Below are 22,075 nucleotides of genomic sequence, written 5' to 3' on the forward strand. Positions count from 1 at the left end.
GGCGCGATGGCTTCGTAGTGTGGATCGGGACAACCGCCGAGCAAGGGGAGAGACCATGACGATCCGTACACGGGCCATCGCACTGGGGGCGGCCACGGCCGTGGCGTTGAGCGGCTGCTCGATGCTGGGGGGCGGTGACGACCGCGGTTCGGCCGGGTCGTCCTCGTCGTCCCAGACGTCGGGAGTCGTCACCGGGGACGATGCCAACGGGGCCAAGGCGGCAGGCATCGACCTGAAGAACCCGCCGAAGGCGATTGCCGAGCAGACGATCACGGTCGACCAGGACTCGGTCGACGAGACGAAGGTCGAGCTGCTCGAGCTGCGCCGGGACGACAACGTCATGCTGGCGACCTTCCGCCTGACCGGCACGGGCCGGGGCACCGAGGACAAGTCGGCCTTCAAGCTGCTGGGGTGGACCTCCTTCGCCCCCGTCCTCATCGACATGAAGAACCTCGAGAAGTACAAGCACGTCGAGGACCTCACGAGCGACGACGTCACGGCCGAGGCTCCCCTCGGGCAGCCGGTCTACATGTTCACCGCCTTCCCTCTTCCGAAGGACGGCGTCACCGAGATGGACCTGCGGGTGACCTCGGAGTCCCCGGCCATCGAAGACATCCCGATGCCGAAATGAGCACCTCGTCCCGTCGCCGCGCCGCCGTTGCAGGGGCCCTGGTCGCCCCCTTCGTCCTCCTCGGGGCCGTCGGTGCCTCGGCCTCCGGTGCAGTGGACGAACCACTGACGATCGACACCCTCCCGACGCTCACCGACGCCGAGGTCGACGCCTACCGGACGGCCGTGGAGGTCCCCGACGTCGAGGCGATCAGCGTGCCTGACATCGAGCCCTTCACGCCCGACGTCACCACCTCGGGCGGCAGCACCGTCGTCAGCCTCGACACCGACGTCCTCTTCGAGTTCGGCAAGGCCGAGCTCGGTGACCCGGCGCGTGCCGCGGTGACCAAGGCGGCCAAGGACGTCCCGAAGGGGGCGAAGGTCTCCGTCGTGGGTCACACGGACTCGGTGGGCTCGACCTCGGCGAACCAGAAGCTGTCGAAGCAACGGGCCCGGGCCGTCGCGGCCGTCCTCGCGGACGAACGCGACGACCTCGTGCTCAGCGTCAGCGGCAAGGGCGAGAGCGATCCGGTCGCACCGAACGACAGCGGAGGCAAGGACAACCCTGACGGCCGGGAGAAGAACCGTCGCGTGGAGATCCGCTACGCGGGCTGACCGGGCGGCTCCGGTGGGTAGTCCTCCCCATGTCGCGTGGTGACGAACGACCGTAAGGTTTTGGTCAAGACACCACACGACAGCATCGACCGGGGAGACCATCATGACCATGCCGCCATACGGCCAGCAGCCGCCCCCGCCCGGGTACGGCCAGCCCCAGCCCCCGCAGGGTTACGGCCAGCAGCCGCCGCAGGGCTACGGACAGGCCCCCTTCCAGGGCCAGCCGCACCACCCCGGGCAGTGGGGCCACCAGCCGCCGCCGCAGGCCCCGCGATCGAGCAACACGGCGTTGAAGTGGGGGGCCTTCGGCGCCGCAGGCCTGCTCACGGTCGGTCTCCTCGGTGGTGGTGCGCTCTTCGCCTTCAGCAAGGTCAACGGCGGCGGCCCCCAGCCGGAGTCCGCCCTTCCCGGCACGGCCGTGGCCTTCGCCAAGGTCGACCTCGATCCCTCGGCCGACCAGAAGCTCGACGCCTTCCGCTTCGCGCGCAAGTTCCCGGGGGCCAAGGACTCGCTCAACGGCGTCGACGAGAACGGTGACCTGCGCAAGGAGCTCTTCGACGCGTTGCAGGACGACGGCGAGTTCGAGGGCGTCGACTACGCCACGGACGTCGAGCCGTGGCTGGGCCAGCGCATCGGCGTCGCCGTGCTGCCAGGCACCGACGGCGGCGAGCCCGGGGTGGTCATCGCCCTGGCCAGCACCGACCAGGACGCGGCCACCAAGGGCCTGGCCACGATGACCGGTGACGGTGGCTACTGCTCCGTCCAGGCCGACTTCGCGATCTGCGGCGAGGAGCAGGCGATCGTCGACAAGGCCATCAACGACACCAAGAGCGGGTCCCTCGAGGACAACGCCAACTTCACCAGCGACATGAGTGACCTGGGTGAGGACGGCATCGCCACCGCCTGGGTGGACGGGACCCAGCTCGGTGCCCTGGACTCGATGGTGGGCATCAGGCAGTCGGGCTCCGGTCAGGCCCAGGGTCGCTACGCCGTCGCGCTGCGCTTCGACGGCCCGACGCTCGAGCTGGCCGGACGAGCCAACGCCCTGCCGGCCGGCAGCGTCCCCGGCGGTGACGGCACCTCCATCGGCGACCTCCCCGAGGGCACGCTGGGCGCACTCTCGATCGCGGGGCTCGACGAGTCGCTGCGCAAGGCCTGGCCCGAGATCGACAAGAGTGCCCGCCAGACGCTCGGTGACGACTGGCAGTCCGGCCTCGACTCCTTCACCAGCGAGACCGGGCTCTCCGTCCCGGACGACGTCGCGAAGGCCGTGGGCAGCGACACGACCCTCGCGCTGGGTCCGGACGCCAACGAGCTCAAGGTCGCCCTCGTCACCAACGGTGACCGGGGCCTGATCGACAAGCTCGTCGCCTCGGTGGACACGGGGTCGTCGGGCTACAGCTCGGGTGGACCGCAGCTGAGCGTCAAGGACGCGGGCGACAACCGCACCGTCGTCACGACCCAGCCCGGCTACGCCGACGAGATCGCCAACGGGTCCGGCCTGGGCGACTCCGCGGCCTTCAAGGACGCAGTGCCTGACGCCGACAAGGCAGGCGTGGTGGGTTACGCCGACATCGGCAAGATCGTCGAGACCTTCGGGTCGGATATCGACGACGAGACCAAGGCCAACCTGGCTCCGCTGTCGGCCGTCGGGTTCTCGACCTGGGGCGAGGACGACCACGCGGACTTCCGATTCCGGCTGACGACGAAGTGACCTGCTGCCGCTAGGCGTCGGTCGTGGGAGGGGTCCGCTGGTCACAGCGGGCCCCTCTCGTCGTGCGGTCCAGCCGGGTCGGTCTTCCGTCCGTGGCGGGCAGCAGGCAGGATGCAGGGGTGACTTCCATGGAGCAGATCGAGCGCACCCGCGAGCGGCGGGCCGAGTACTGGCGCGGCGTCGGCCAGGTCGGGAGCCAGCTCGCGGCCCTCGGCGACGCCGACGAGGCGGCCCTGTGGCCGAGCGGGTCGTCCGCCTACACGGTCGTGACCACCCCGCACACCGGTGTCGTGGCGACCGACGGCCTGGGCGATCCCGCGAGCGCGGCTGCCGCAGTCGAGCTCTACGTCGAGGGCCGCGAGCTGATGGCCGGGCCGACCGGCGAAGGGCGGTGGCTCGCCGTCGCGCTCGAGGAGGCCGCCGGGGCGCTGGCCGGAGCCGGCGCCAGCCTCGACGAGGCGCTGCGCAGCCACGACATCCTCTCGGTCGAGCTCTCCGGTCAGGGCGCGCCCGCCGACTGGCTGGCCGACGGCCGACTCGGCGCCCTGGTCGGCGTGGAGCTGCCCGGTCGGCCCGGCGACTTCGACGTCGACGGTGCCCGGGTGCGCGTCCTGACGCTGACCCCCCTTCGCCCTGAGGAGCTCGAGGTCGTGCGGACCGAAGGTGCGGCCGGCCGCCGCCGGGTGGCGGACGCCCTGGCAGGCCAGGGCTGGTACTCGTACGCCGACAGCACCCGCCCCGCCGTCGTCTGACCCCGCCCGACCGGCAGCGCCGTGACGAGCTCCGCGCGCGGCCTCACGCGCGGGAGGAGCGTTGGGCGCCCGTCACCGCCCACGCGTCGCCACGGATGCGCCAGGCCATGAAGAGGCCACGGACCGCCATGAAGACGGTGAAGGCGACCCACAGCGTGACCACGGCCGCCTCGGGCCCGTGGTCGCCGCCGACGGCGCGGGCGAGCAGCACGACGGGCAGGTAGGCGACCAGGACCAGGGTCATCGACCACGCCAGCCAGCGACCGTCGCCGGCGCCGATGAGCACCCCGTCGATGACGAAGACGTACCCCGCGAGCGGCTGGCCGAGGGCCACGACGACCAGCCCGGCCGCGATGGCACTGCGCACCGCTGGGTCGTCGGTGAAGAGGGCCGGCAGCACCCGGTGCAGCGCGAGGACCACGGCACCGAGGGCGACCCCGCCCCATACCCCCCACCGCACCATGAGCGTCGTGGCGGCCCGCGCTCCCTTCGCGTCGCCGCTGCCGAGCTGCGCGCCGGTGAGTGCCTGACCGGCGATGGCGAGCGCGTCGAGGGCGAAGACGAGGAGCGACCAGATCGTCGTCGTCACCTGGTAGGAGGCGAGCGGGACGTCGCCGAAGGACGCCGCAGCCGCCACGGTGAGCAGGATGACCGCGCGCAGGGCGAGGGTGCGCACGAGCAGCGGGAGACCGTCGAGCGCGGCCCCGACGACCCGACCGACGTGCGGGCGAAGGGAGGCCCCGACCGCCCTTCCCCCGCGCAGGACGACCACCAGCAGAGCGAGCGCCATGCCCCACTGGGCTATGACCGTGCCCCATGCGGCGCCGGCGATGCCCAGGTCGAGGCCGAGCACGAGGACCACCGAGAGGACGGCGTTGGCGCCGAAGCCGGCCGTGGCCACGACGAGCGGGGTGCGGGTGTCCTGCAGCCCGCGCAGGATGCCGGTGGCGGCGAGGACGAGCAGCATCGCCGGAAGGCCGATGGCGCTGAGCCGCAGGTAGGTGACCGCCTGGTCGAGGGCGGCGGGGGAGGAGCTGAAGCCCTCGGCGAGGGGGCGGGCCCCCACGCCGACGGCGAGGCCGGCCAGCACGCCGAGGCCACCCGCCAGCCACACGCCGCCGACCCCGAGCTCGAGGGCCCCTCGCCGGGACCCGGCGCCGTACTGGCGGGCGACGACGCTCGTCGTGCCGTAGGCGAGGAAGACGAAGATCCCGGCGGCGGTGAGGAGCACGGAGCTCGCCGCGCCGAGGCCGGCGAGCGGGACGACACCCAGCCGGCCGACGACGGCCGCGTCGACCATCAGGAAGAGGGGCTCCGCGACCAGCGCGAGGAAGGCGGGCACGGCCAGACCGAGGATCTCGCGCGGGCCGGCGTGGATCGCGGCGGGGGGTGGCACGGACGCGGGCATGCCCGAACCCTACGGAGGGGCGAGCCGTCCACGGGCCCGGCGAGCGCCCCGGTGGTGCGAGTGGCCGTGGGGAGTCCTCCCCAGTGCCACCGCTGCGTCAAAAACGTAGAGTGGCCGCGTCATCGACCACAGCAGCTAAGGGGAGCGACGTGTCGCCCACGAGCAGGATCAGCAAGGACCAGCTGGAGCGGGCCCGCAGCCTCGTGGCCTCGGTCGACAAGGGCTTCGAGACCAAGGTCGTCGGGCAGCGGCGGCTGCGGGAGACCCTCCTCATCGGCCTGCTGACGAGCGGGCACGTCCTGCTCGAGTCGGTGCCCGGCCTGGCCAAGACCACGGCCGCGCACGCGCTCGCGACCGCGATCGGCGGCGCCTTCAAGCGCATCCAGTGCACGCCCGACCTGCTGCCCAGCGACATCGTGGGCACCCAGGTCTACGACGCGAGCCAGGGCAAGTTCGTCACCCAGCTGGGTCCGGTGCACGCCAACTTCGTCCTGCTCGACGAGATCAACCGCAGCTCGGCGAAGACGCAGTCGGCGATGCTGGAGGCGATGCAGGAGCGACAGACCTCCATCGGTGGCCAGGTCTTCAAGCTTCCCGAGCCCTTCCTCGTCCTCGCGACGCAGAACCCCATCGAGCAGGAGGGGACCTACGTGCTGCCCGAGGCGCAGCTCGACCGCTTCATGCTCAAGGACCTGCTCGACTACCCGAGCCCGGCCGAGGAGGCCGAGGTGGTGCGTCGCATCGACGCCGGTGTCTTCGACCAGCCCGACCGCGCGATGATCGACGTCGCCGACGCCCGAGAGCTGCAGCGGCTGGCGGGCTCGGTGTACCTGGACAAGGCGATCCTCGACTACATCACCTTCATCGTCGCGGCGACCCGCAGCCCGGGCAAGGTCATGCCTCCCGAGATGGCTCGCTACGTCGAGATCGGTGGCAGCCCCCGAGCCTCGATCGCCTTCGCCAAGGCATCGCGGGCCGCCGCCCTGCTCCAGGGCCGCGACCACGTGATCCCCGAGGACGTGCGCCACCTGGCCCACAGAGTCCTGCGTCACCGCGTGCTGCTCACCTACGAGGCCACCGCCGACGACGTGCGCGTCGAGACGATCATCGACGCGGTCGTGCGCGCCGTGCGCACCCCGTAGGGCCCCATGACCCGCCTCGTCCACCAGGTCAAGGGCAAGCTGTCGATCCACGTCCGACGTCGCTCGGTCGCGCTGCTCGACGGTGGGTACGCCTCTGTCCACAAGGGGCGGTCGATGGACTTCGACGACCTGCGCGAGTACGCCGTCGGTGACGACATCCGCGACATCGACTGGCGCGCCTCGGCCCGCCACGGCTCGATGCTCATCAAGCGCTACGTCGCCGAGCGGCACTTCTCGCTCATCATCGTCATGCCCGCCGGTCGGGAGATGGCCGCGACCGCTGCGGGCGGTGAGCCCAAGCGGGACATCGCGGTGATGGCCGCCGGTGTCCTGGGCTGGTTGGCGATCCGCCACGGCGACGACGTCTCGATGATCAGCGGCGGCCCCGGCCGCATCCACGCCACCCGCACCCGCAGCTCCGAGGGCCACCTCGAGATGCTGCTGCAGGAGGCGCTGGCCCTCTCCCAACCCGACTCGCCCCCTTCGGACCTGCCGGGACTGCTGCGGCACATCAGCCGCAACGTCAAGGGACGCAAGGTCCTGCTCGTCATCGCCGACGACGGCGTGGAGCCGGGCCAGGTCGAGGACGTGCTGCGCACCCTGCGGCTGCGCCACGAGGTGCTGTGGGTCGACGTCGCCGACCTCGACCCGCTCGCGGTCGCACCGGACCGGCTCCTGCGTGACGTCGCGGCCGACCACACGCTGCCCGACCTGCTGGCCACCGACAAGGAGCTTGCCGCGGAGTTCGGCCGCTCGGAGAACACCCGACGAGCCGACGTGGAGACCATGCTGCGACGCACCGACATCTCCTCGGCCCGGGCCGGGCACACCGACGAGGTCGTGCCGATGATCGTGCGCATGCTCGAGAAGAGGCGACGTGGACGCTGACCCGATCTACCTCGCCCCCGCGGACTACTCCGTCACCTGGCCGGTCCTGGGCGGCTTCATCATCTTCGGGCTCATCCTGTGGGCCGTCGCGATCTGGCTGCTCACCCGCCGCCCCGACCCGGAGGACGGGCACGGCTCGCTGCCACCGGCCGCGCTGCTCAAGCTGCGCCGGGACGCCCTTCGCCGCATCGACGAGATCGACACGGCCGTGCGCGGCGACAAGATGCCGGCCCGCCGCGGCCACCACGAGCTGTCCAAGGTCGTGCGCGGCTTCGTCAGCAAGGCCAGCGGGCTCAAGGCCGAGACGATGACCGCCAGCGACCTGCGCGAGCGCGGTCCCGCCCACCTGGCGACGCTCATCGAGGAGTTCTACCCGCGCCAGTTCGGCGCGACCGAGGCCGACGCGAGCAGCTTCTCCGGCTCGGCCGCGGCCGCGCGCGACGTCGTCGGGGGGTGGTCCTGATGGGGTTGACCTGGTGGTGGCTGACCCTCCTCGTCGTCCTCGCGACACTCGTCGTGGCGGCGCTCGGGTGGTGGCTGGCCGGACGTGAGAAGGCGGCGACCGATGCGGTGCTCGTCGCCCACACGCGGCGGCTCACCCGGCTGCCCGCCTACCGCGCCGCGGTGGCCCGCCAGCGGGCGCGCCTGCTCGGCCTCGGTGCCCTCATCGCGCTCGTCGTGCTCCCGATCGCCGTCGCTGCCGGCCGCCCCGGGACGACGGAGACGATCGACCCGGAGAAGAACAACCGGGACATCATGCTCTGCCTCGACGTCTCGGGGTCGATGTACCGGACCGACAAGGCCGTGCTCGAGGACTTCGCCGAGATCGTCAAGAACTTCCGGGGGGAGCGGATCGGGCTGGTGCTCTGGAACAACCAGGCCGTGACCGCCTTCCCCCTCACCGACGACTACGACCTCGTCGAGGAGCAGCTGACCGGCTACGCCGACGGCTTCTCGCTCTTCGGCGGCGGGGAGTACGACCCGACCAGCGGCACCTTCAACGAGCGGATCCTCGCCAGCTCACTGTCCGGGGACGGGCTCGCCAGCTGCGTCTACAACTTCGACCACATCGACCAGAAGCGACCGCGGGCGATCATCCTGGGCACCGACAACGAGGTCCACGGCAGCGGCGTCTACACCATCGACGAGGCCGCGACGCTCGCCAAGGAGCGCAATGTCCGGGTCTACGGGCTCAACCCGCTCCCGTACGGGGCCAACCACACCGAGCTGTCCGCAGCCACCGAGAAGACCGGTGGTCGCACCTGGGGGCTCGACCAGGCCGGCGCGACCGACGAGGTGACCAGCAACATCGACGAGCTCGAGGCCGCCCGGCTGCCCGACGTGGCACCCGTGCACGTGCGCACCGACCTGCCGACCATCTGGCTGAGCCTGGGCCTGCTGGGCCTCATGGGGCTCTACCCGCTCCTGTGGTGGTGGCGCCGATGAGCTGGCACCCCGTCATCCCGTGGCCCCTGATCATCGTCGTCGGGCTGCTGCTCGTCGGCTTCACCGGCTGGCGGCTGGCCGTCGAGTCCCGCCACCGGGTGCGGTGGGGCCTGCGGCTGGCGACGAGCCTGACCATGGTGGTCGCCCTGCTGGGGCCGGCCGTCAACGGAGCGATCGCCCGGCAGGCCGCCTCCGACGTCAACGTCTTCTTCGTCGTCGACACGACCACCTCGGCGATGGCCCGCGACTACGGCGAGGGCCGCACCCGGCTGGACGGCTACCGCGAGGACATCGCCAAGATCCAGGAGGAGATGCCCGGGGCCCGCTTCTCGATCATCACCTTCGACTTCGCCGCCAGGGTGGTCATGCCGCTCACGACGGACACCCAGGCGCTGAAGACCGCGACCGACAACCTCCGCGCGGAGGACAGCCAGTACTCGGGAGGGTCGTCGGTGACGGTCGCCCAGGACCGGCTCAAGAAGACCCTCGAGGGGACCAAGGAGCGCCAGCCCGAGCGCTCGCGCATCGTCTTCTACCTCGGGGACGGTGAGCAGACCTCGTCCGACCAGCCGGCCCCCTTCGACCTGCCCGACCTCATCGACGGCGGCGCGGTCCTCGGGTACGGGAGCGCGCAAGGCGGGCAGATGGCCACGACCAATGCCGACGGGAGCACCGGTGACGACGTCACCGACAGCGCCGGCAAGCCAGGCGTGAGCACGATCGACGAGAAGCGCCTGGAGGAGATCGCCAAGCAGCTCGACGTGCCCTACACCCACCGCACCGGTGGGGACATCGGGCCGGCGATGGAGGACGCCGACCCCGGCACCACCGTGGCGGGTGCGGGGGCCTCGATCGAGACCTACACCTCGCTGGTGTGGATCGCCGCGCTCGTGATGGCCGCGCTGCTCCTCGCCGACCTCTTCCTCGTCACCCGTGAGATCGGCCGACTGCGAAGGGTGGAGCCATGAGTCCACAGACCTCCCACCTGGAGCCGCGCCTGCGGCGGCGCCGCCGGCTGATCTGGGCCACGGTCCTGCCCGCGATCATCCTGCTCGTGCTGGCCGCGCGGTTCGTCACCCTGCCGGTCCACATGGGGCAGGCCCAGCAGGCCCACGGCAAGGACGACGGTGCCGGCATGGTGAGTGCGGCCGACAAGCTGCACGTCCTCAACATCGTCGAGCGGTGGCGCGCTCCCTTCGTCGAGGGGACCGGCAAGTCGATCTCCGGTGACCTCGAGGGCGGCCGGGCCGACCTCGAGACCGCCCTGGCCCGCACCAGCAACCCGCAGGACGACTGCACCGTGCGGACCAACCTCGTCATCACGATCTCCCAGCAGTCGGACAAGGCCAAGGAGGACGGCGACGCGGCGCGCGAGAAGTCGCTCGCCGAGGAGGCGCTGAAGCTGATCGAGGAGGGCCCCGAGGGCTGCCTCGACGGCCAGGACGACGGCAACGGCGGCGAGGCCGGTCGCAAGCAGCAGGAGCAGAAGGACAAGCTCGAGGAGCAGACCGGCAAGGGCCAGGACCAGGAGCCCAAGGACCCCAAGGACCCGAAGGACAAGAAGAAGTCGCCGGGCGAGGGGACCGAGGAGAAGAAGGACCCCAAGCAGAAGGAGCTCGAGGAGCGCAACACGACCGGGCAGAAGGAGTCCGAGAGCAAGCGCCGCGAGCAGGAGGGCGAGGAGAAGGGCAGCGACGGCGTCGACAAGCCCTGGTGACCCCCTTCGCCCGCACGACCTTAAGGAAATGCGCGGGGGTGCGCACGACCTTAGGGAGATGCGCAAGAGGGTGCGCACGACCTTAGGGAGATGCGGACTGGGGCGGGTCAGCGCTCGTCGAGCATGAGGTCGATCGTGTAGTCGAGGGCCCGGTAGGCGTGGTCGCCGAACTCGATGGCCGCCCCCGATGCGTCGAAGGCCATCCGGGTCATCGTGAGCACCGGCTGCCCGGAGCGCAGCCCGAGCGCGCGGCGCTCGGCGGCGGTCGGCATCCGGGCCCCGATCGACTGCTGGGCGACGACGGGCCTGACCCCGCGCTTGCGCAGCAGGGCGTAGAGACCCTGCTCCTGCAGGTCCTCACGGGTGATCTCGGAGTGGGCCGGCGGCAGCCAGTTGTGCATGATCGCCAGCGGCTGGTCGCCGGCGGAGCGCACCCGGACCACGGTGAGCATCTCGGTGCCGGGCTCGAGGTCGAGCGCCGCGGCGGCCCGCTCGTCGGTGCCCATCCCGATCTCGATGACCTCGGTGCGCGGCTCGCGCCCCTCGGCCTGGAGGTCGTCGAAGAGCGAGGTCAGGCGGGCCTTGCGGTGCACCTTGCGGTTGGCGACGGTCGTGCCGAGACCGCGGCGGCGCACGAGCAGGCCCTGGTCGACCATCTCCTGGATGGCGCGGCGCACGGTCGGGCGCGACAGCGTGAGGCGCGCGGCGAGGGCGAGCTCGTTCTCGAAGGGGTCCCCGGGCTGCAGGCGGCCGTCGTCGATCGCGGCGGTCAGCTGCTCGGCCAGCTGGTGGTACAGCGGCACGGGAGAGGCCCGGTCGATGACCACCTCGAGCTGCAGCGCTGACATGCCGGGGAGCCTACGCGCACCACAGGCTGACAGCCATACGTCCTTATGTCAGGACAAACTCTTGACATGGGCTGGGGGCTCGACAAGAGTGTCCCGCATCACGTTGGCCCACCCCCTGCAAAGGAGCACCCCGCTGATGCGGATCGGACTCGTCGGCCTCGGCCGGATCGGTGCCTTCCACGCCGAGACCCTCGTCGCCCTCCCCGCCGTGGAGACCCTGGTCATCACCGACGCGCGCGAAGGGGCCGCCGACGAGCTCGCCGTCCGCCTGCGCGAGATCGCCCCCGACACCCGGGTCGAGGTCGTGCCTCCCGAGGAGCTGCTCGCCGCGGGTCTCGACGGCCTCGTCGTCGCGACCGCCACCAACGGTCACGCCGAGTGGATCCGCCGCGGGATCGAAGGGGGCGTCCCCACCTTCTGCGAGAAGCCCGTCGCCGGCGGCCTGGCCGAGACGATCGAGCTGGGCCGGCTCGAGGCGGCCAGCGACGTCCCCGTGCACATCGGTCACCAGCGCCGCTTCGACGCCGGCTTCCGGCGCGCGCGCGAGGCCGTGGCGTCCGGCGAGCTCGGCTTCGTCCACACGATCCGCGCCAACACCCACGACCAGGCCCCGCCACCGGCCGAGTTCATCCCCACCTCCGGCGGGATATTCCGCGACTGCGGGGTGCACGACTTCGACGCGATCCGCTACGTCACCGGGCGCGAGATCGCCTCGGTCTACGCCGTGGGGGCCAACAAGGGCGCCGACTTCTTCAGCGCCGCCGGCGACGTCGACACGGGCGCTGCGGTGCTCACCCTCGACGACGACACCCTCGTGCTGATGTCGACGACCCGCTACAACGGCGGCGGTCACGACGTGCGGATGGAGGTCATGGGGGAGCGCGGCACGATCACCGCCGGGCTCGACCACTCCCTCGCGATGACCAGCGCCGAGCCCGACGTCGACTTCCCCCGCGGCCCGCAGAAGTGGTCCTTCATGGAGCGCTTCCTGCCCGCCTACCAGGCCGAGCTGACCGCCTTCTTCGAGGTGGCCGCCGGTCGGGCACCGAGCCCCTGCACCATTGCCGACGCCCTCGAGGCCTTTCGCGTCGCGGACGCGTGCGAGCTCTCCCGCGCCGAGGGCCGCCCCGTCGCCATGACCGAGATCGAAGGACTGTGACCATGACCGACCGGACCCCGCTCGCGGAGCGGATCGCCGCAGCACCGATCTCCTGGGGGGTCTGCGAGGTGCCCGGCTGGGGGTGGCAGCACCGGCCCCCCACGGTGCTGACGCAGATGCGTGAGCTGGGGATCGCGGCGACCGAGTTCGGTCCGGACGGGTTCCTCCCCGACGACCCGCAGGCCAAGGCGGACACGCTCGCCGAGTACGGTCTGGCCGCCGTCGGGCAGTTCGTCCCCGTCGTGCTGCACGACCCGCAGGTCGACCCCCTTCGCGTCGTGGAGGCCGCGATGGCCGGGCTCGTCGCCGCGCACGCCACCACCGTCGTCATCGCCGCGGCCACCGGCGCGCAGGGCTACGACGCCCGCCCCGAGCTGGACGCGACCGGCTGGTCGACCCTTCTGGGCAACCTCGACCGGATCGCGGACGCCGCTGCGGCACAAGGCCTCACGGCCACCCTGCACCCGCACGTCGGCACGATGGTGGAGTCCGGGGAGGAGACCGACCGGGTCCTCTCCGGGTCGCGCATCGGCCTGTGCCTCGACACGGGCCACCTGCTCATCGGCGGCGGTGACCCGGTGCGCGTCGCGCAGGAGCACCCGGAGCGGATCGCCCACATGCACCTCAAGGACGTGGACCTGGCCTGGGCGCGCAAGGTGCAGGAGGGCTCGGCGAGCTACACCGACGCGGTCGCGGCGGGCATGTACGTCGCGCTCGGGAGGGGTGACGTCGACGTCGCCGCGATCGTCCGGTCGCTCGAGGGGTCGGGCTACGAGGGCTGGTACGTCCTCGAGCAGGACACCGTCCTCGCCGGTGACCCGGCCGACCCCACCACGGCGAAGGGAGCCGGTGACCCTGTCGCCGACGTCCGGGCGTCCGTGGCGCACCTCGTGGCGATCGCCGAGGGGCTGGCCTGATGTACGACCTGATCACGATGGGCCGCACCGGGGTGGACATCTACCCCCTCGACCACGGGGTGCCGCTGGAGGAGGTGCGCACCTTCGAGAAGTTCCTCGGCGGCTCGGCCACCAATGTCGCCGTCGCCGCGGCCCGCTACGGTCGCGACACGGCGCTGATCACCAAGACGGGCGCCGACGCCTTCGGCCGGTACGTGCGCGCCGAGGCCGAGCGCCTCGGTGTAGCAGGCGAGTTCATCACCGCCATCGAGGGCGACGGGCCCCCGACGCCGGTCACCTTCTGCGAGGTGCACCCGCCCGACGACTTCCCGCTGTACTTCTACCGCTGGCCGACCGCCCCCGACCTGATGCTCACCGACGCGGACCTGCCGCTGGAGGAGATCCGGACCGCGCGGGTCTTCTGGACCACGGTGACCGGGTTGAGCGCCGAGCCGTCGCGCGCGGCCCACCACACCGCCTTCGCCGCGCGTGCCCTCGCCGAGCACACCGTGCTCGACCTCGACTACCGCCCGATGTTCTGGAGCGACCCGAGCGAGGCGAGCGCCCAGGTCGGCCGGGCCCTCGAGCACGTCACCATCGCGGTGGGCAACAAGGAGGAGTGCGAGGTCGCGGTCGGCGAGACCGACCCGCACCGCGCCGCGGACGCCCTCCTCGAGCGTGGGCTGGAGCTCGCGATCGTCAAGCAGGGACCCAAGGGGGTGCTCGCCGCCACCGCCGAGGAGAGGGTGGAGGTACCCCCCTTCCTCGTCGAGGTGGTCAACGGCCTGGGCGCCGGCGACGCCTTCGGTGGCGCGCTCGTCCACGGCCTGCTCGAGGGCTGGGACCTGCGCCGGATCCTCGAGTTCGCCAATGTCGCCGGAGCCATCGTGGCCTCCCGGCTGGAGTGCAGCACCGCCATGCCGACGGTCGCCGAGGTCGATGCCGGCCTGGCCCGGTGGACGGCGAAGGGAGCCAGCGCATGAGCACGACCAACCAGGTGGGTGCGCCCGACGGGGTCGCCGTCGACATCGCCGGTCTGACCCGGGTCCGCGCGAGCGACCCCGGGGCCATCGCCCGCGGCTGGGCGGCGCGGTCGCGTCGCCCCCTGCTGGCGGACGACGGGCGGATGCTGCTCGTCGCGGCCGACCACCCGGCCCGCGGTGCGCTCGGGGTGCGCGGTGACGCGGTGGCGATGGCCTCGCGCTCGGACCTGCTCCGCCGCCTGTCGGCTGCGCTGTCGCGCCCGGGCGTCGACGGGGTGCTCGGGACCCCCGACATCCTCGACGACCTGCTGCTCATGGGTGCGCTCGAGGGCAAGGTGGCGATCGGGTCGATGAACCGAGGGGGGCTGCAGGGGGCCTCCTTCGAGCTCGACGACCGCTTCACCGGGCACACGCCGGCCGAGATCGTCGCCCGGGGGATCGACGGGGGCAAGATGCTCACCCGCATCGACCTGCAGGACCCGGCGAGCGTCGCGACCCTCGAGGCGAGCGCCCGGGCGGTCACCGAGCTCGCCGCGCACCGCACGATGGCGATGGTCGAGCCCTTCTGGTCCACCCGGCGCGACGGCAAGGTGGTCAACCTGCTCGACCCCGAGTCGACGATCCGCTCGATCACCGTCGCCTCCGGACTGGGCGCCACGAGCGCCTACACCTGGCTCAAGCTGCCCGTCGTCGACGAGCTGGAGCGGGTGATGGACGCGACGACCCTCCCTTCGCTCCTGCTCGGTGGTGACCCCAAGGGCGACCCGCGCGACACCTACGCGTCGTGGGGACGCTCGCTGTCGATCCCGCAGGTGCGCGGCCTCGTCGTCGGCCGGGCGCTGCTCTACCCACCCGACGGCGACGTCGCCGGGGCCGTGGACATCGCGGCCGACCTCGTCCACGGGGGTGGCGCATGAACCACACCCCCCGTACCGGAGCGGACAACGAGCGCTGGTTCCACCCCTTCGCGCCGAAGGGGGGTTCCTGGGCCGTCGAGATCACCGACGCCGTCGAGGGGTGGCAGCACACCTCCCTGCGCGTCGCGGTGCTCGAGCCCGGCGCCCGGGTGGCGCACACACTCTCCGGGGAGGAGGCCATCGTCGTGCCGCTCACGGGCGGCACGACGGTGACGGTCGACGGGAGCGAGCACGTGCTCACCGGCCGGACCAGCGTCTTCGCCGGGCCGAGCGACACGCTCTACGCCCCCGCCGGGAGCGACCTCGAGATCGCCAACCGCGGGGTCTCGACTGCCCGCATCGCCCTGTGCGGTGCCCGGGTCGAGGACCCGACCGGTGGTGGCCGCGAGGTCGTCGTCGTCCCCGCGGCCCAGGTGCCCGTCGAGCTGCGAGGTGCCGGCTCGTGCAGCCGCGAGGTGCGCGGCTTCGGCATGCCCGACACCCTGCCCGGCGCCGAGCAGATCCTCGCCTGCGAGGTGATCACCCCCGCCGGTGGCTGGTCCTCCTACCCACCGCACAAGCACGACACCGACCGGCCGGGGCAGGAGAGCGAGCTCGAGGAGATCTACTACTTCGAGACGCAGTCCGTCGGTGATGCCGGCGCCGGGCGCGCCCCGCTCACCCGCGGCGCCGACCGCGAGGACGGCCGCCAACCGGTCGGCTACCAGCAGGTGTATGGCGCCGAGGGTCGTGACATCGACGTCCTCGTCGAGGTCGCCACCGGCGACACCGTCCTGGTGCCGCACGGCTGGCACGGGCCGGCGATGGCCGCCCCCGACGCCGACCTGTACTACCTCAACGTCATGGCCGGGCCCGGTCCCGAGCGGGCCTGGCTGATCTGCGACGACCCCGCGCACGGGCAGATCCGGGCGAGCTGGACCGGGGAAGGACAGTGAACGACATGGGCGAGACCCTTCGAGACGCTCGCGGAGCGAGCTCCTCAGGGCACATCCGGCTCACGGTGGCCCAGGCGCTCGTGCGCTTCCTGGAGGCCCAGTGGAGCGAGCGCGACGGCGAGCGGCAGCGCCTCTTCGCCGGGGTGCTCGGCATCTTCGGCCACGGCAATGTCGCCGGTGTCGGCCAGGCGCTGCTCCAGGCCGAGCTGGCCCGCGGCGACGGCCCGGGCCACCTGCCCTACGTGCTGGCCCGCAACGAGCAGGCGATGGTGCACACCTCCGTCGCCTATGCCAAGCAGAAGGACCGGCTGCAGACCTGGGCGTGCACCGCCTCGGTCGGCCCCGGCAGCACCAACATGCTCACCGGCGCCGCGCTCGCGACGATCAACCGGATCCCGGTGCTGCTGCTGCCGAGCTCGATCTTCGCCACCCGGGCCGCCGGGCCGCTGCTGCAGGAGCTGGAGCAGCCCCACGGCGGGGACCTCACGGTCAACGACGCCTTCCGCCCGCTCTCGCGCTTCTACGACGAGGTGCGCCGGCCCGAGCAGCTGCCGAGCATCCTGCTCTCGGCGATGCGGGTGCTCACCGACCCCGCCGAGACCGGGGCCGTGACCATCTCCCTCCCGCAGGACGTGCAGGCGGAGGCCTTCGACTGGCCGCTCGAGCTCTTCGCCGAGCGCACCCACCACGTGGCCAGGCCCCCGGCCGAGCCGTCACGGATCGAGCAGGCTGCGCAGATCATCCGCTCGGCGCGGCGACCGATGATCGTCGCGGGCGGCGGCGTCCACTACTCGCAGGCCGAGGACGCGCTCGCGGCCCTGTGCGCCGCGACCGGCATCCCCGTCGGCGAGACGCAGGCTGGCAAGGGCTCGCTCCTGCACGGCAACCCGCAGCTCCTCGGCGCGGTCGGCTCCACCGGGACCGCCGCCGCCAATGCCGTTGCGGCGCAGGCCGATGTCGTCATCGGCGTCGGGACGAGGTACCAGGACTTCACGACCGCCTCCCGCACGGCCTTCGCCGCCGAAGGGGTGCGCTTCGTCAATCTCAACATCACCCCCTTCGACGCGGTGAAGCACTCCGGCCTGACGGTCGTCGGCGACGCCCGCGAGGGTCTCACCGCGCTGACCGCCGCGCTCGACGGCTGGTCCGTCGACGAAGACTACCGGCAGGAGCAGGCCGGCCTGTGGGCCGACTGGGACGCGCAGGTCGAGGCGGCCCACCACCCTTCGTCGCAGATCACCGACGCGCTCGCCGACGGCCTGCTCACCCAGGGCGAGGTCCTCGGGCTCGTCAACGAGCTCTCCGACCCCCGCGACGTCGTGCTGTGTGCCGCCGGCTCCATGCCCGGCGACCTGCACAAGACCTGGCGGGTCCGCGACCGACGCGGCTACCACGTCGAGTACGGCTACTCCTGCATGGGCTACGAGGTGCCGGCCTCGCTCGGCATCCGCTGGGCCGACCCGACCCGCGACGTCTTCGCGATGGTCGGCGACGGCGGCTACCTCATGATGCCGACCGAGCTCGTCACCGCGGTCCAGGAGCGGACCAAGGTCATCGTCGTGCTCGTGCAGAACCACGGCTTCCACTCCATCGGGTCGCTCTCCCAGTCCCTCGGCAGCCAGCGGTACGGCACGGCCTACCGGGGCCGCGGCGACGGGGGGCGCCTCGACGGCGACCGGCTGCCCGTCGACCTCGCCGCCAACGCGCGCTCGCTCGGCGCCCACGTCATCGAGGTGCACGAACGGGCCGGGCTCGAGGCCGCCATCCGCGAAGCCAAGGCAGCCCCGGCCGACGACGGGCCCGTCGTCATCCACGTCGAGACCGACCCGATGGTCTTCGGGCCCGACTCCGGCTCGTGGTGGGACGTGCCCGTCGGCGAGGTGAGCGAGCTCGACAGCACCCGCGAGGCGCGAGCCACCTACGAGCAGCACAAGAGCCGACAACGTTCGCATCTCGACCCGGCGGAGATCCCGCGTGTCGACGACGCGAGCCCCCAGACTCACAACTGAAGAGAGGTGCCCGCCCGGGCACCGCACCCTTCCGCCGCAACGGAGCGACGGATGATGAGAAAGGCACAACCATGTCCCGTTTTTCACGCGTCAGCGTCGCCGCGACGTCGGCCATGGCCGCGCTCGCACTCGCCGCATGCTCCTCCTCCGGGGGCAAGCAGACCGAGGAGGGCGGAGGCAGCGCGGGTGGTGTCGACACCCCCGAGATGACCGTCGCCTTCATCACCCACGCCGAGCCCGGTGACACCTTCTGGGACCAGGTGCGCGCCGGTGCCGAGGACGCCGCCAAGAAGAACAACGTCAAGCTCGAGTACACCGCCAACCCCGAGGGGGCCGGGCAGTCCAACCTTGTCCAGCAGGCGGTCGACAAGAAGGTCGACGGCATCGCCGTCACCCTCGCCAAGCCCGAGGCGATGAAGGGCAATGTCGAGAAGGCCGTCGGCGCCGACATCCCCGTCGTCGCGCTCAACGCCGGCATGAACGAGTGGAAGGACATGGGCGCCCTGTCCTTCTTCGGCCAGGACGACGAGCTCGCCGGCGAGGCTGCGGGCGAGCGCCTCACCGAGGAAAAGGCGGGCAAGACCCTCTGCGTCATCCAGGAGCAGGGCCACGTCGGGCTCGAGGCGCGCTGCAAGGGCGTCGCCAAGACCTTCGACAAGTCCGAGAAGATCTACGTCAAGGGCACCGACACCGCCAACGTGCAGTCGACGATCACCGCCAAGCTGCAGCAGGACAAGAGCATCACGCACGTGCTGACGCTCGGCGCCCCCTTCGCCCTCATCGCGCAGAAGTCGGTCAAGGAGGCCAGCAGCGAGGCCAAGGTCGCGACCTTCGACCTCAACGACGAGGCGCTCAAGCAGATCAAGGGCGGCGGCATCGAGTGGGCGGTCGACCAGCAGCCCTACGTCCAGGGCTACCAGGCCGTCGACTCGCTGTGGCTGCGCGTCAACAAGGGCGCCTCCGTCGGCGGCGGCGAGCCGAGCTTCACCGGGCCCGCCTTCGTCGACGACAAGAACGTCGACCTGCTGCTCGAGGACTGATCCGGGGATGACCGCACAGACCGCCGCACCCGAGGCGGACGACCGAGTCGTGGCGAAGGGGAGGGCCGGCCTCCTCTTCGCCCGGCCCGAGGTCGGGGCGCTCATCGGCGCCCTGGCCGTCATGGCCCTCTTCCTCGCCGTCGCCCCGTCCTTCCGCAGCCTGGGCAACACCGGCACGATCCTCTACGAGGCCTCCGCCATCGGCGTCATGGCCGTCGGCGTCTCGCTGCTCATGGTCGGAGGCGAGTTCGACCTGTCGACCGGTGTCGCGGCGACGGCATCGGGGATCTGCGCGGCCCTCACCGCCTGGAACTTCGGGCTCAACGTCTGGATCGGCGTGCTCGCGGCGCTCGTCTTCTCCCTGCTCGTCGGGGCCTTCAACGGCTGGCTGCTCATGCGCACCGGGCTGCCGAGCTTCCTCGTGACGCTCGGGACCTTCTTCGTGCTCCAGGGTGCCAACCTCGCCGTGACGCGGCTCGTCGGCGGCACCGTCTCGACGCCGACGATCTCCGACATGGACGGCTACGCCTCTGCGCAGCAGGTCTTCGCATGGAGCGTCTCCGTCGGTCCGGTGACCATCAAGTCGCTCGTCGTCTACTGGCTCGTCATGGTCGTGGTCGGCTCGCTCGTGCTGCAGCGGACCCAGATCGGCAACTGGATCTTCGCCGTCGGCGGTGACGCCGCTGCCGCCCGCGCCGTGGGCGTCCCCGTCACGCGGGTCAAGATCGGGCTCTTCATGACCGTCGGCTTCTGCGCCTGGATGCTCGGTATGCACCTGCTGTTTTCGTACCAGGTGATGCAGTCCGGCGAGGGTGTCGGCCAGGAGTTCATCTACATCATCGCCGCGGTCGTCGGTGGCTGCCTGCTCACCGGTGGCTACGGGTCGGTCGTCGGCGCGGCCCTCGGCGCGCTGATCTTCGGCATGACCCGCATGGGCATCAACTACGCGGGCTGGAACGTCGACTGGTTCTTCACCTTCCTCGGCGTGATGCTCCTGCTCGCGACCCTCGTCAACCTCTACGTCAAGAAGAAGGCGGACGCACGATGAGCATCCAGACCACGCCGCGGCGCGCGGCCGACGTCGAGCCCCTCGTCGTCATGAAAAACGTCGGCAAGTCCTACGGCAACGTCAATGCGCTGCAGGGCGTCAACCTCGAGGTCTACCCCGGCGAGGTCACCTGCGTCCTCGGTGACAACGGTGCCGGCAAGTCGACGCTCATCAAGATCATGGCCGGCCTGCACGAGCACACCTCGGGCAGCTTCGAGGTCGCGGGCGTCAAGCGCCAGCTCGCGTCGCCGCGCGCGGCGCAGGCCCTGGGCATCGCGACGGTCTACCAGGACCTCGCCCTGGCGCCGCTCATGTCGGTGTGGCGCAACTTCTTCATGGGCAACGAGATCCGCAAGGGTCCCTTCCTCGACTCGCGGGCGATGCGACGCATCGCCGACGAGGAGCTGCAGAAGATGGGGATCCAGATCGGGGACCTCGACCGGCCGGTCGGTGGTCTCTCCGGTGGGCAGAAGCAGTGCATCGCCATCGCCCGCGCGATCTACTTCGGCGCAAAGGTCATCATCCTCGACGAGCCGACCGCAGCCCTGGGTGTCAAGCAGTCGGGGGTGGTCCTCAAGTACATCGCCAAGGCTCGCGATGCCGGCCTCGGGGTCGTCTTCATCACCCACAACCCGCACCACGCCTACCTCGTCGGCAACCACTTCATCATCCTCAAGCTCGGTCGGCTCACCCTCGACGCGCACCGCGACGAGCTGACGCTCGACCAGCTGACCGCGGAGATGGCCGGTGGCCAGGAGCTCGACGCCCTCAAGCACGAGCTCGGCGACGTCGACCCCGGCAAGACCGTCGACCCGGACAACCCGGAGGTCCAGCTCGCCGGCCCCGGCAAGCCCGAGGTGCAGGAGGAGAAGCCGCAGTGACCTCGATTCCTGAGGAGGGTGCCCGCGCCCGTCTCGAAGGGCTTCGCGTCGGGGTCGTCGGCGTCGGCCTCATGGGTGCCGACCACGCGCGCCGGCTGGCCACCCGCATCGCCGGCGCGAGCCTGACGGCGCTCGCCGACCCCGACGAGGGGCGGGTCGGTGCCCTCGCCGAGGAGCTCGACGGGATCGCAGTGCACGCCGATCCGCTCGACCTCATCGCCTCCGACGACGTCGACGCCGTCGTGCTCGCGTCCCCCGGGTCGGTCCACGAGGAGCAGCTGCTCGCGTGCATCGAACGAGGTGTGCACGTGCTGTGCGAGAAGCCGCTGACGATGGACAGCGAGTCCTCGCTGCGCGTCGTCGAGGCCGAGCGCGCCGGTGGTCGTGACCTCGTGCAGGTGGGCTTCATGCGGCGCTTCGACCCGGAGTACGTGCGGCTGAAGGCGCTGCTGGACTCGGGGCGGATGGGCCGCACGCTGCTGCTCCACCAGACGCACCGCAACAAGAGCGTGCCCCACCCCGACTTCCGCTCCGAGATGATCGTGCGCGACTCCCTCGTCCACGAGATCGACTGCGCGCGCTGGCTGCTCGGCGAGGAGATCGTCTCGATCCAGGTCATCAGCCCGACGCCGACCTCGCACGCGCGCGAGGGGGTCGTCGACCCGCAGATCGCGATCCTGCGCACGGCGTCGGGGGCGGTCGTGACCAACGAGGTCTTCGTCAACGCTCGCACGGGGTACGAGGTGCGGGTCGAGGCGGTGGCCGAGCGGGGCAGCGCGATCATCGGCCGCCCCGCGAGCGGCGTCTACACGACGACAGCCGACCCGGGCGGTGGCGATGGCTCCTGGGGCGGACCGATCGACCCCGACTACCGGGTGCGGTTCGAGCGTGCCTACGACCTCGAGGTGCAGGCCTGGGTCGACGCCTCCCGCCGCGGCGAGGTCGTCGGACCGACGAGCCGCGACGGCTACGTCTCGACCCTCGTGTGCACCGCCGGCATGCAGTCGCTGGCGAGTGGTGTCCCGGTCGCCGTCGAGACACCCGGCTCGTGACCGGGTCCGCCTGCTC

General features: G+C 71.6%; 22 protein-coding genes. 20 read left to right on the forward strand and 2 right to left on the reverse strand.

The window, feature by feature from the left end; all coding sequences use genetic code 11:
- The first annotated feature begins 55 nt into the window (after window positions 1-55).
- The 4 genes from EXU32_RS15680 to EXU32_RS15695 all read left to right on the forward strand — a co-directional run bounded on the left by EXU32_RS15680 (window position 56) and on the right by EXU32_RS15695 (window position 3,690).
- On the forward strand, window positions 56-631 hold the full coding sequence (locus tag EXU32_RS15680; protein WP_130630749.1) for a hypothetical protein: 576 nt from the start codon (window positions 56-58) through the stop codon (window positions 629-631).
- The gene (locus EXU32_RS15685; protein WP_130630750.1) at window positions 628-1,224 is read left to right on the forward strand and encodes an OmpA family protein; all 597 of its coding nucleotides are present in this window, start codon (window positions 628-630) and stop codon (window positions 1,222-1,224) included. Before EXU32_RS15680 ends, EXU32_RS15685 begins: the two co-directional genes overlap by 4 nt.
- Before the next feature lie 103 nt (window positions 1,225-1,327).
- Window positions 1,328-2,938 carry a DUF3352 domain-containing protein gene (locus EXU32_RS15690; RefSeq protein WP_130630751.1) on the forward strand — a complete coding sequence of 537 codons (1,611 nt, stop codon included), beginning with the start codon at window positions 1,328-1,330 and terminating at the stop codon, window positions 2,936-2,938.
- A gap of 128 nt (window positions 2,939-3,066) precedes the next feature.
- Complete coding sequence (locus EXU32_RS15695; RefSeq protein ID WP_130630752.1) at window positions 3,067-3,690, forward strand: hypothetical protein; 624 nt, start codon at window positions 3,067-3,069, stop codon at window positions 3,688-3,690.
- Between the two features lie 43 nt (window positions 3,691-3,733).
- Here EXU32_RS15695 and EXU32_RS15700 read toward each other — a convergent pair whose 3' ends face one another.
- Entirely contained in the window at window positions 3,734-5,098 is a 1,365-nt protein-coding gene (locus EXU32_RS15700) for an MATE family efflux transporter (protein ID WP_130630753.1), read from the reverse strand.
- 149 nt (window positions 5,099-5,247) lie between these two features.
- On the opposite strand from EXU32_RS15700, the gene EXU32_RS15705 reads away from it, so the two are divergent.
- From EXU32_RS15705 to EXU32_RS15730, 6 genes are read left to right on the forward strand one after another with little or no spacing between them, the layout of a single operon-like run.
- A complete protein-coding gene (locus EXU32_RS15705) occupies window positions 5,248-6,240 on the forward strand; it encodes an AAA family ATPase (protein ID WP_130630754.1) in 993 nt (330 codons plus the stop codon).
- A 6-nt stretch (window positions 6,241-6,246) separates the two neighbouring features.
- Window positions 6,247-7,128: a DUF58 domain-containing protein gene (locus tag EXU32_RS15710; RefSeq protein WP_130630755.1), complete on the forward strand. Its 882-nt coding sequence runs from the start codon at window positions 6,247-6,249 to the stop codon at window positions 7,126-7,128.
- A complete protein-coding gene (locus EXU32_RS15715; RefSeq protein WP_130630756.1) occupies window positions 7,118-7,591 on the forward strand; it encodes a hypothetical protein in 474 nt (157 codons plus the stop codon). The genes EXU32_RS15710 and EXU32_RS15715 overlap by 11 nt, the downstream gene beginning before the upstream one ends.
- Window positions 7,591-8,574 carry a VWA domain-containing protein gene (locus tag EXU32_RS15720; RefSeq protein ID WP_130630757.1) on the forward strand — a complete coding sequence of 328 codons (984 nt, stop codon included), beginning with the start codon at window positions 7,591-7,593 and terminating at the stop codon, window positions 8,572-8,574. Before EXU32_RS15715 ends, EXU32_RS15720 begins: the two co-directional genes overlap by 1 nt.
- Window positions 8,571-9,542 (forward strand): vWA domain-containing protein, encoded by a 972-nt coding sequence (locus EXU32_RS15725; protein ID WP_130630758.1) that lies wholly within the window; start codon window positions 8,571-8,573, stop codon window positions 9,540-9,542. The genes EXU32_RS15720 and EXU32_RS15725 overlap by 4 nt, the downstream gene beginning before the upstream one ends.
- Window positions 9,539-10,291: a hypothetical protein gene (locus tag EXU32_RS15730; protein WP_130630759.1), complete on the forward strand. Its 753-nt coding sequence runs from the start codon at window positions 9,539-9,541 to the stop codon at window positions 10,289-10,291. The genes EXU32_RS15725 and EXU32_RS15730 overlap by 4 nt, the downstream gene beginning before the upstream one ends.
- Window positions 10,292-10,398: 107 nt before the next feature.
- On the opposite strand, the gene EXU32_RS15735 is transcribed toward EXU32_RS15730, so the two are convergent.
- Window positions 10,399-11,139, reverse strand: a complete 741-nt coding sequence (locus EXU32_RS15735; RefSeq protein WP_130630760.1) for a GntR family transcriptional regulator — start codon at window positions 11,137-11,139, stop codon at window positions 10,399-10,401.
- 136 nt (window positions 11,140-11,275) lie between these two features.
- Here EXU32_RS15735 and EXU32_RS15740 point away from each other — a divergent pair, with 136 nt between their 5' ends.
- The 10 genes from EXU32_RS15740 to EXU32_RS15785 all read left to right on the forward strand — a co-directional run bounded on the left by EXU32_RS15740 (window position 11,276) and on the right by EXU32_RS15785 (window position 22,059).
- Window positions 11,276-12,298, forward strand: coding sequence for a Gfo/Idh/MocA family protein (locus EXU32_RS15740; protein WP_130630761.1), 1,023 nt, complete (start codon window positions 11,276-11,278; stop codon window positions 12,296-12,298).
- A 2-nt stretch (window positions 12,299-12,300) separates the two neighbouring features.
- Complete coding sequence (locus EXU32_RS15745; RefSeq protein ID WP_130630762.1) at window positions 12,301-13,215, forward strand: TIM barrel protein; 915 nt, start codon at window positions 12,301-12,303, stop codon at window positions 13,213-13,215.
- Window positions 13,215-14,177 (forward strand): 5-dehydro-2-deoxygluconokinase, encoded by a 963-nt coding sequence (gene iolC, locus EXU32_RS15750; RefSeq protein WP_130630763.1) that lies wholly within the window; start codon window positions 13,215-13,217, stop codon window positions 14,175-14,177. The genes EXU32_RS15745 and iolC overlap by 1 nt, the downstream gene beginning before the upstream one ends.
- Window positions 14,174-15,094, forward strand: a complete 921-nt coding sequence (locus EXU32_RS15755; protein ID WP_130630764.1) for a Cgl0159 family (beta/alpha)8-fold protein — start codon at window positions 14,174-14,176, stop codon at window positions 15,092-15,094. Before iolC ends, EXU32_RS15755 begins: the two co-directional genes overlap by 4 nt.
- Complete coding sequence (gene iolB, locus EXU32_RS15760) at window positions 15,091-16,029, forward strand: 5-deoxy-glucuronate isomerase (RefSeq protein WP_130630765.1); 939 nt, start codon at window positions 15,091-15,093, stop codon at window positions 16,027-16,029. Before EXU32_RS15755 ends, iolB begins: the two co-directional genes overlap by 4 nt.
- Before the next feature lie 5 nt (window positions 16,030-16,034).
- Window positions 16,035-18,038 carry a 3D-(3,5/4)-trihydroxycyclohexane-1,2-dione acylhydrolase (decyclizing) gene (gene iolD / locus EXU32_RS15765; protein WP_130630766.1) on the forward strand — a complete coding sequence of 668 codons (2,004 nt, stop codon included), beginning with the start codon at window positions 16,035-16,037 and terminating at the stop codon, window positions 18,036-18,038.
- A 71-nt stretch (window positions 18,039-18,109) separates the two neighbouring features.
- A complete protein-coding gene (locus EXU32_RS15770) occupies window positions 18,110-19,078 on the forward strand; it encodes a substrate-binding domain-containing protein (protein ID WP_207233826.1) in 969 nt (322 codons plus the stop codon).
- Window positions 19,079-19,085: 7 nt separating this feature from the next.
- Window positions 19,086-20,126 (forward strand): ABC transporter permease, encoded by a 1,041-nt coding sequence (locus EXU32_RS15775; RefSeq protein WP_130630767.1) that lies wholly within the window; start codon window positions 19,086-19,088, stop codon window positions 20,124-20,126.
- Window positions 20,123-21,007 carry an ATP-binding cassette domain-containing protein gene (locus EXU32_RS15780; protein ID WP_130630768.1) on the forward strand — a complete coding sequence of 295 codons (885 nt, stop codon included), beginning with the start codon at window positions 20,123-20,125 and terminating at the stop codon, window positions 21,005-21,007. The genes EXU32_RS15775 and EXU32_RS15780 overlap by 4 nt, the downstream gene beginning before the upstream one ends.
- Window positions 21,004-22,059 carry a Gfo/Idh/MocA family protein gene (locus EXU32_RS15785; protein ID WP_242612819.1) on the forward strand — a complete coding sequence of 352 codons (1,056 nt, stop codon included), beginning with the start codon at window positions 21,004-21,006 and terminating at the stop codon, window positions 22,057-22,059. Before EXU32_RS15780 ends, EXU32_RS15785 begins: the two co-directional genes overlap by 4 nt.
- Window positions 22,060-22,075 lie beyond the last annotated feature (16 nt).

Origin of the sequence: Janibacter limosus (assembly GCF_004295485.1) — a bacterium.
Taxonomy (GTDB): domain Bacteria; phylum Actinomycetota; class Actinomycetes; order Actinomycetales; family Dermatophilaceae; genus Janibacter; species Janibacter limosus_A.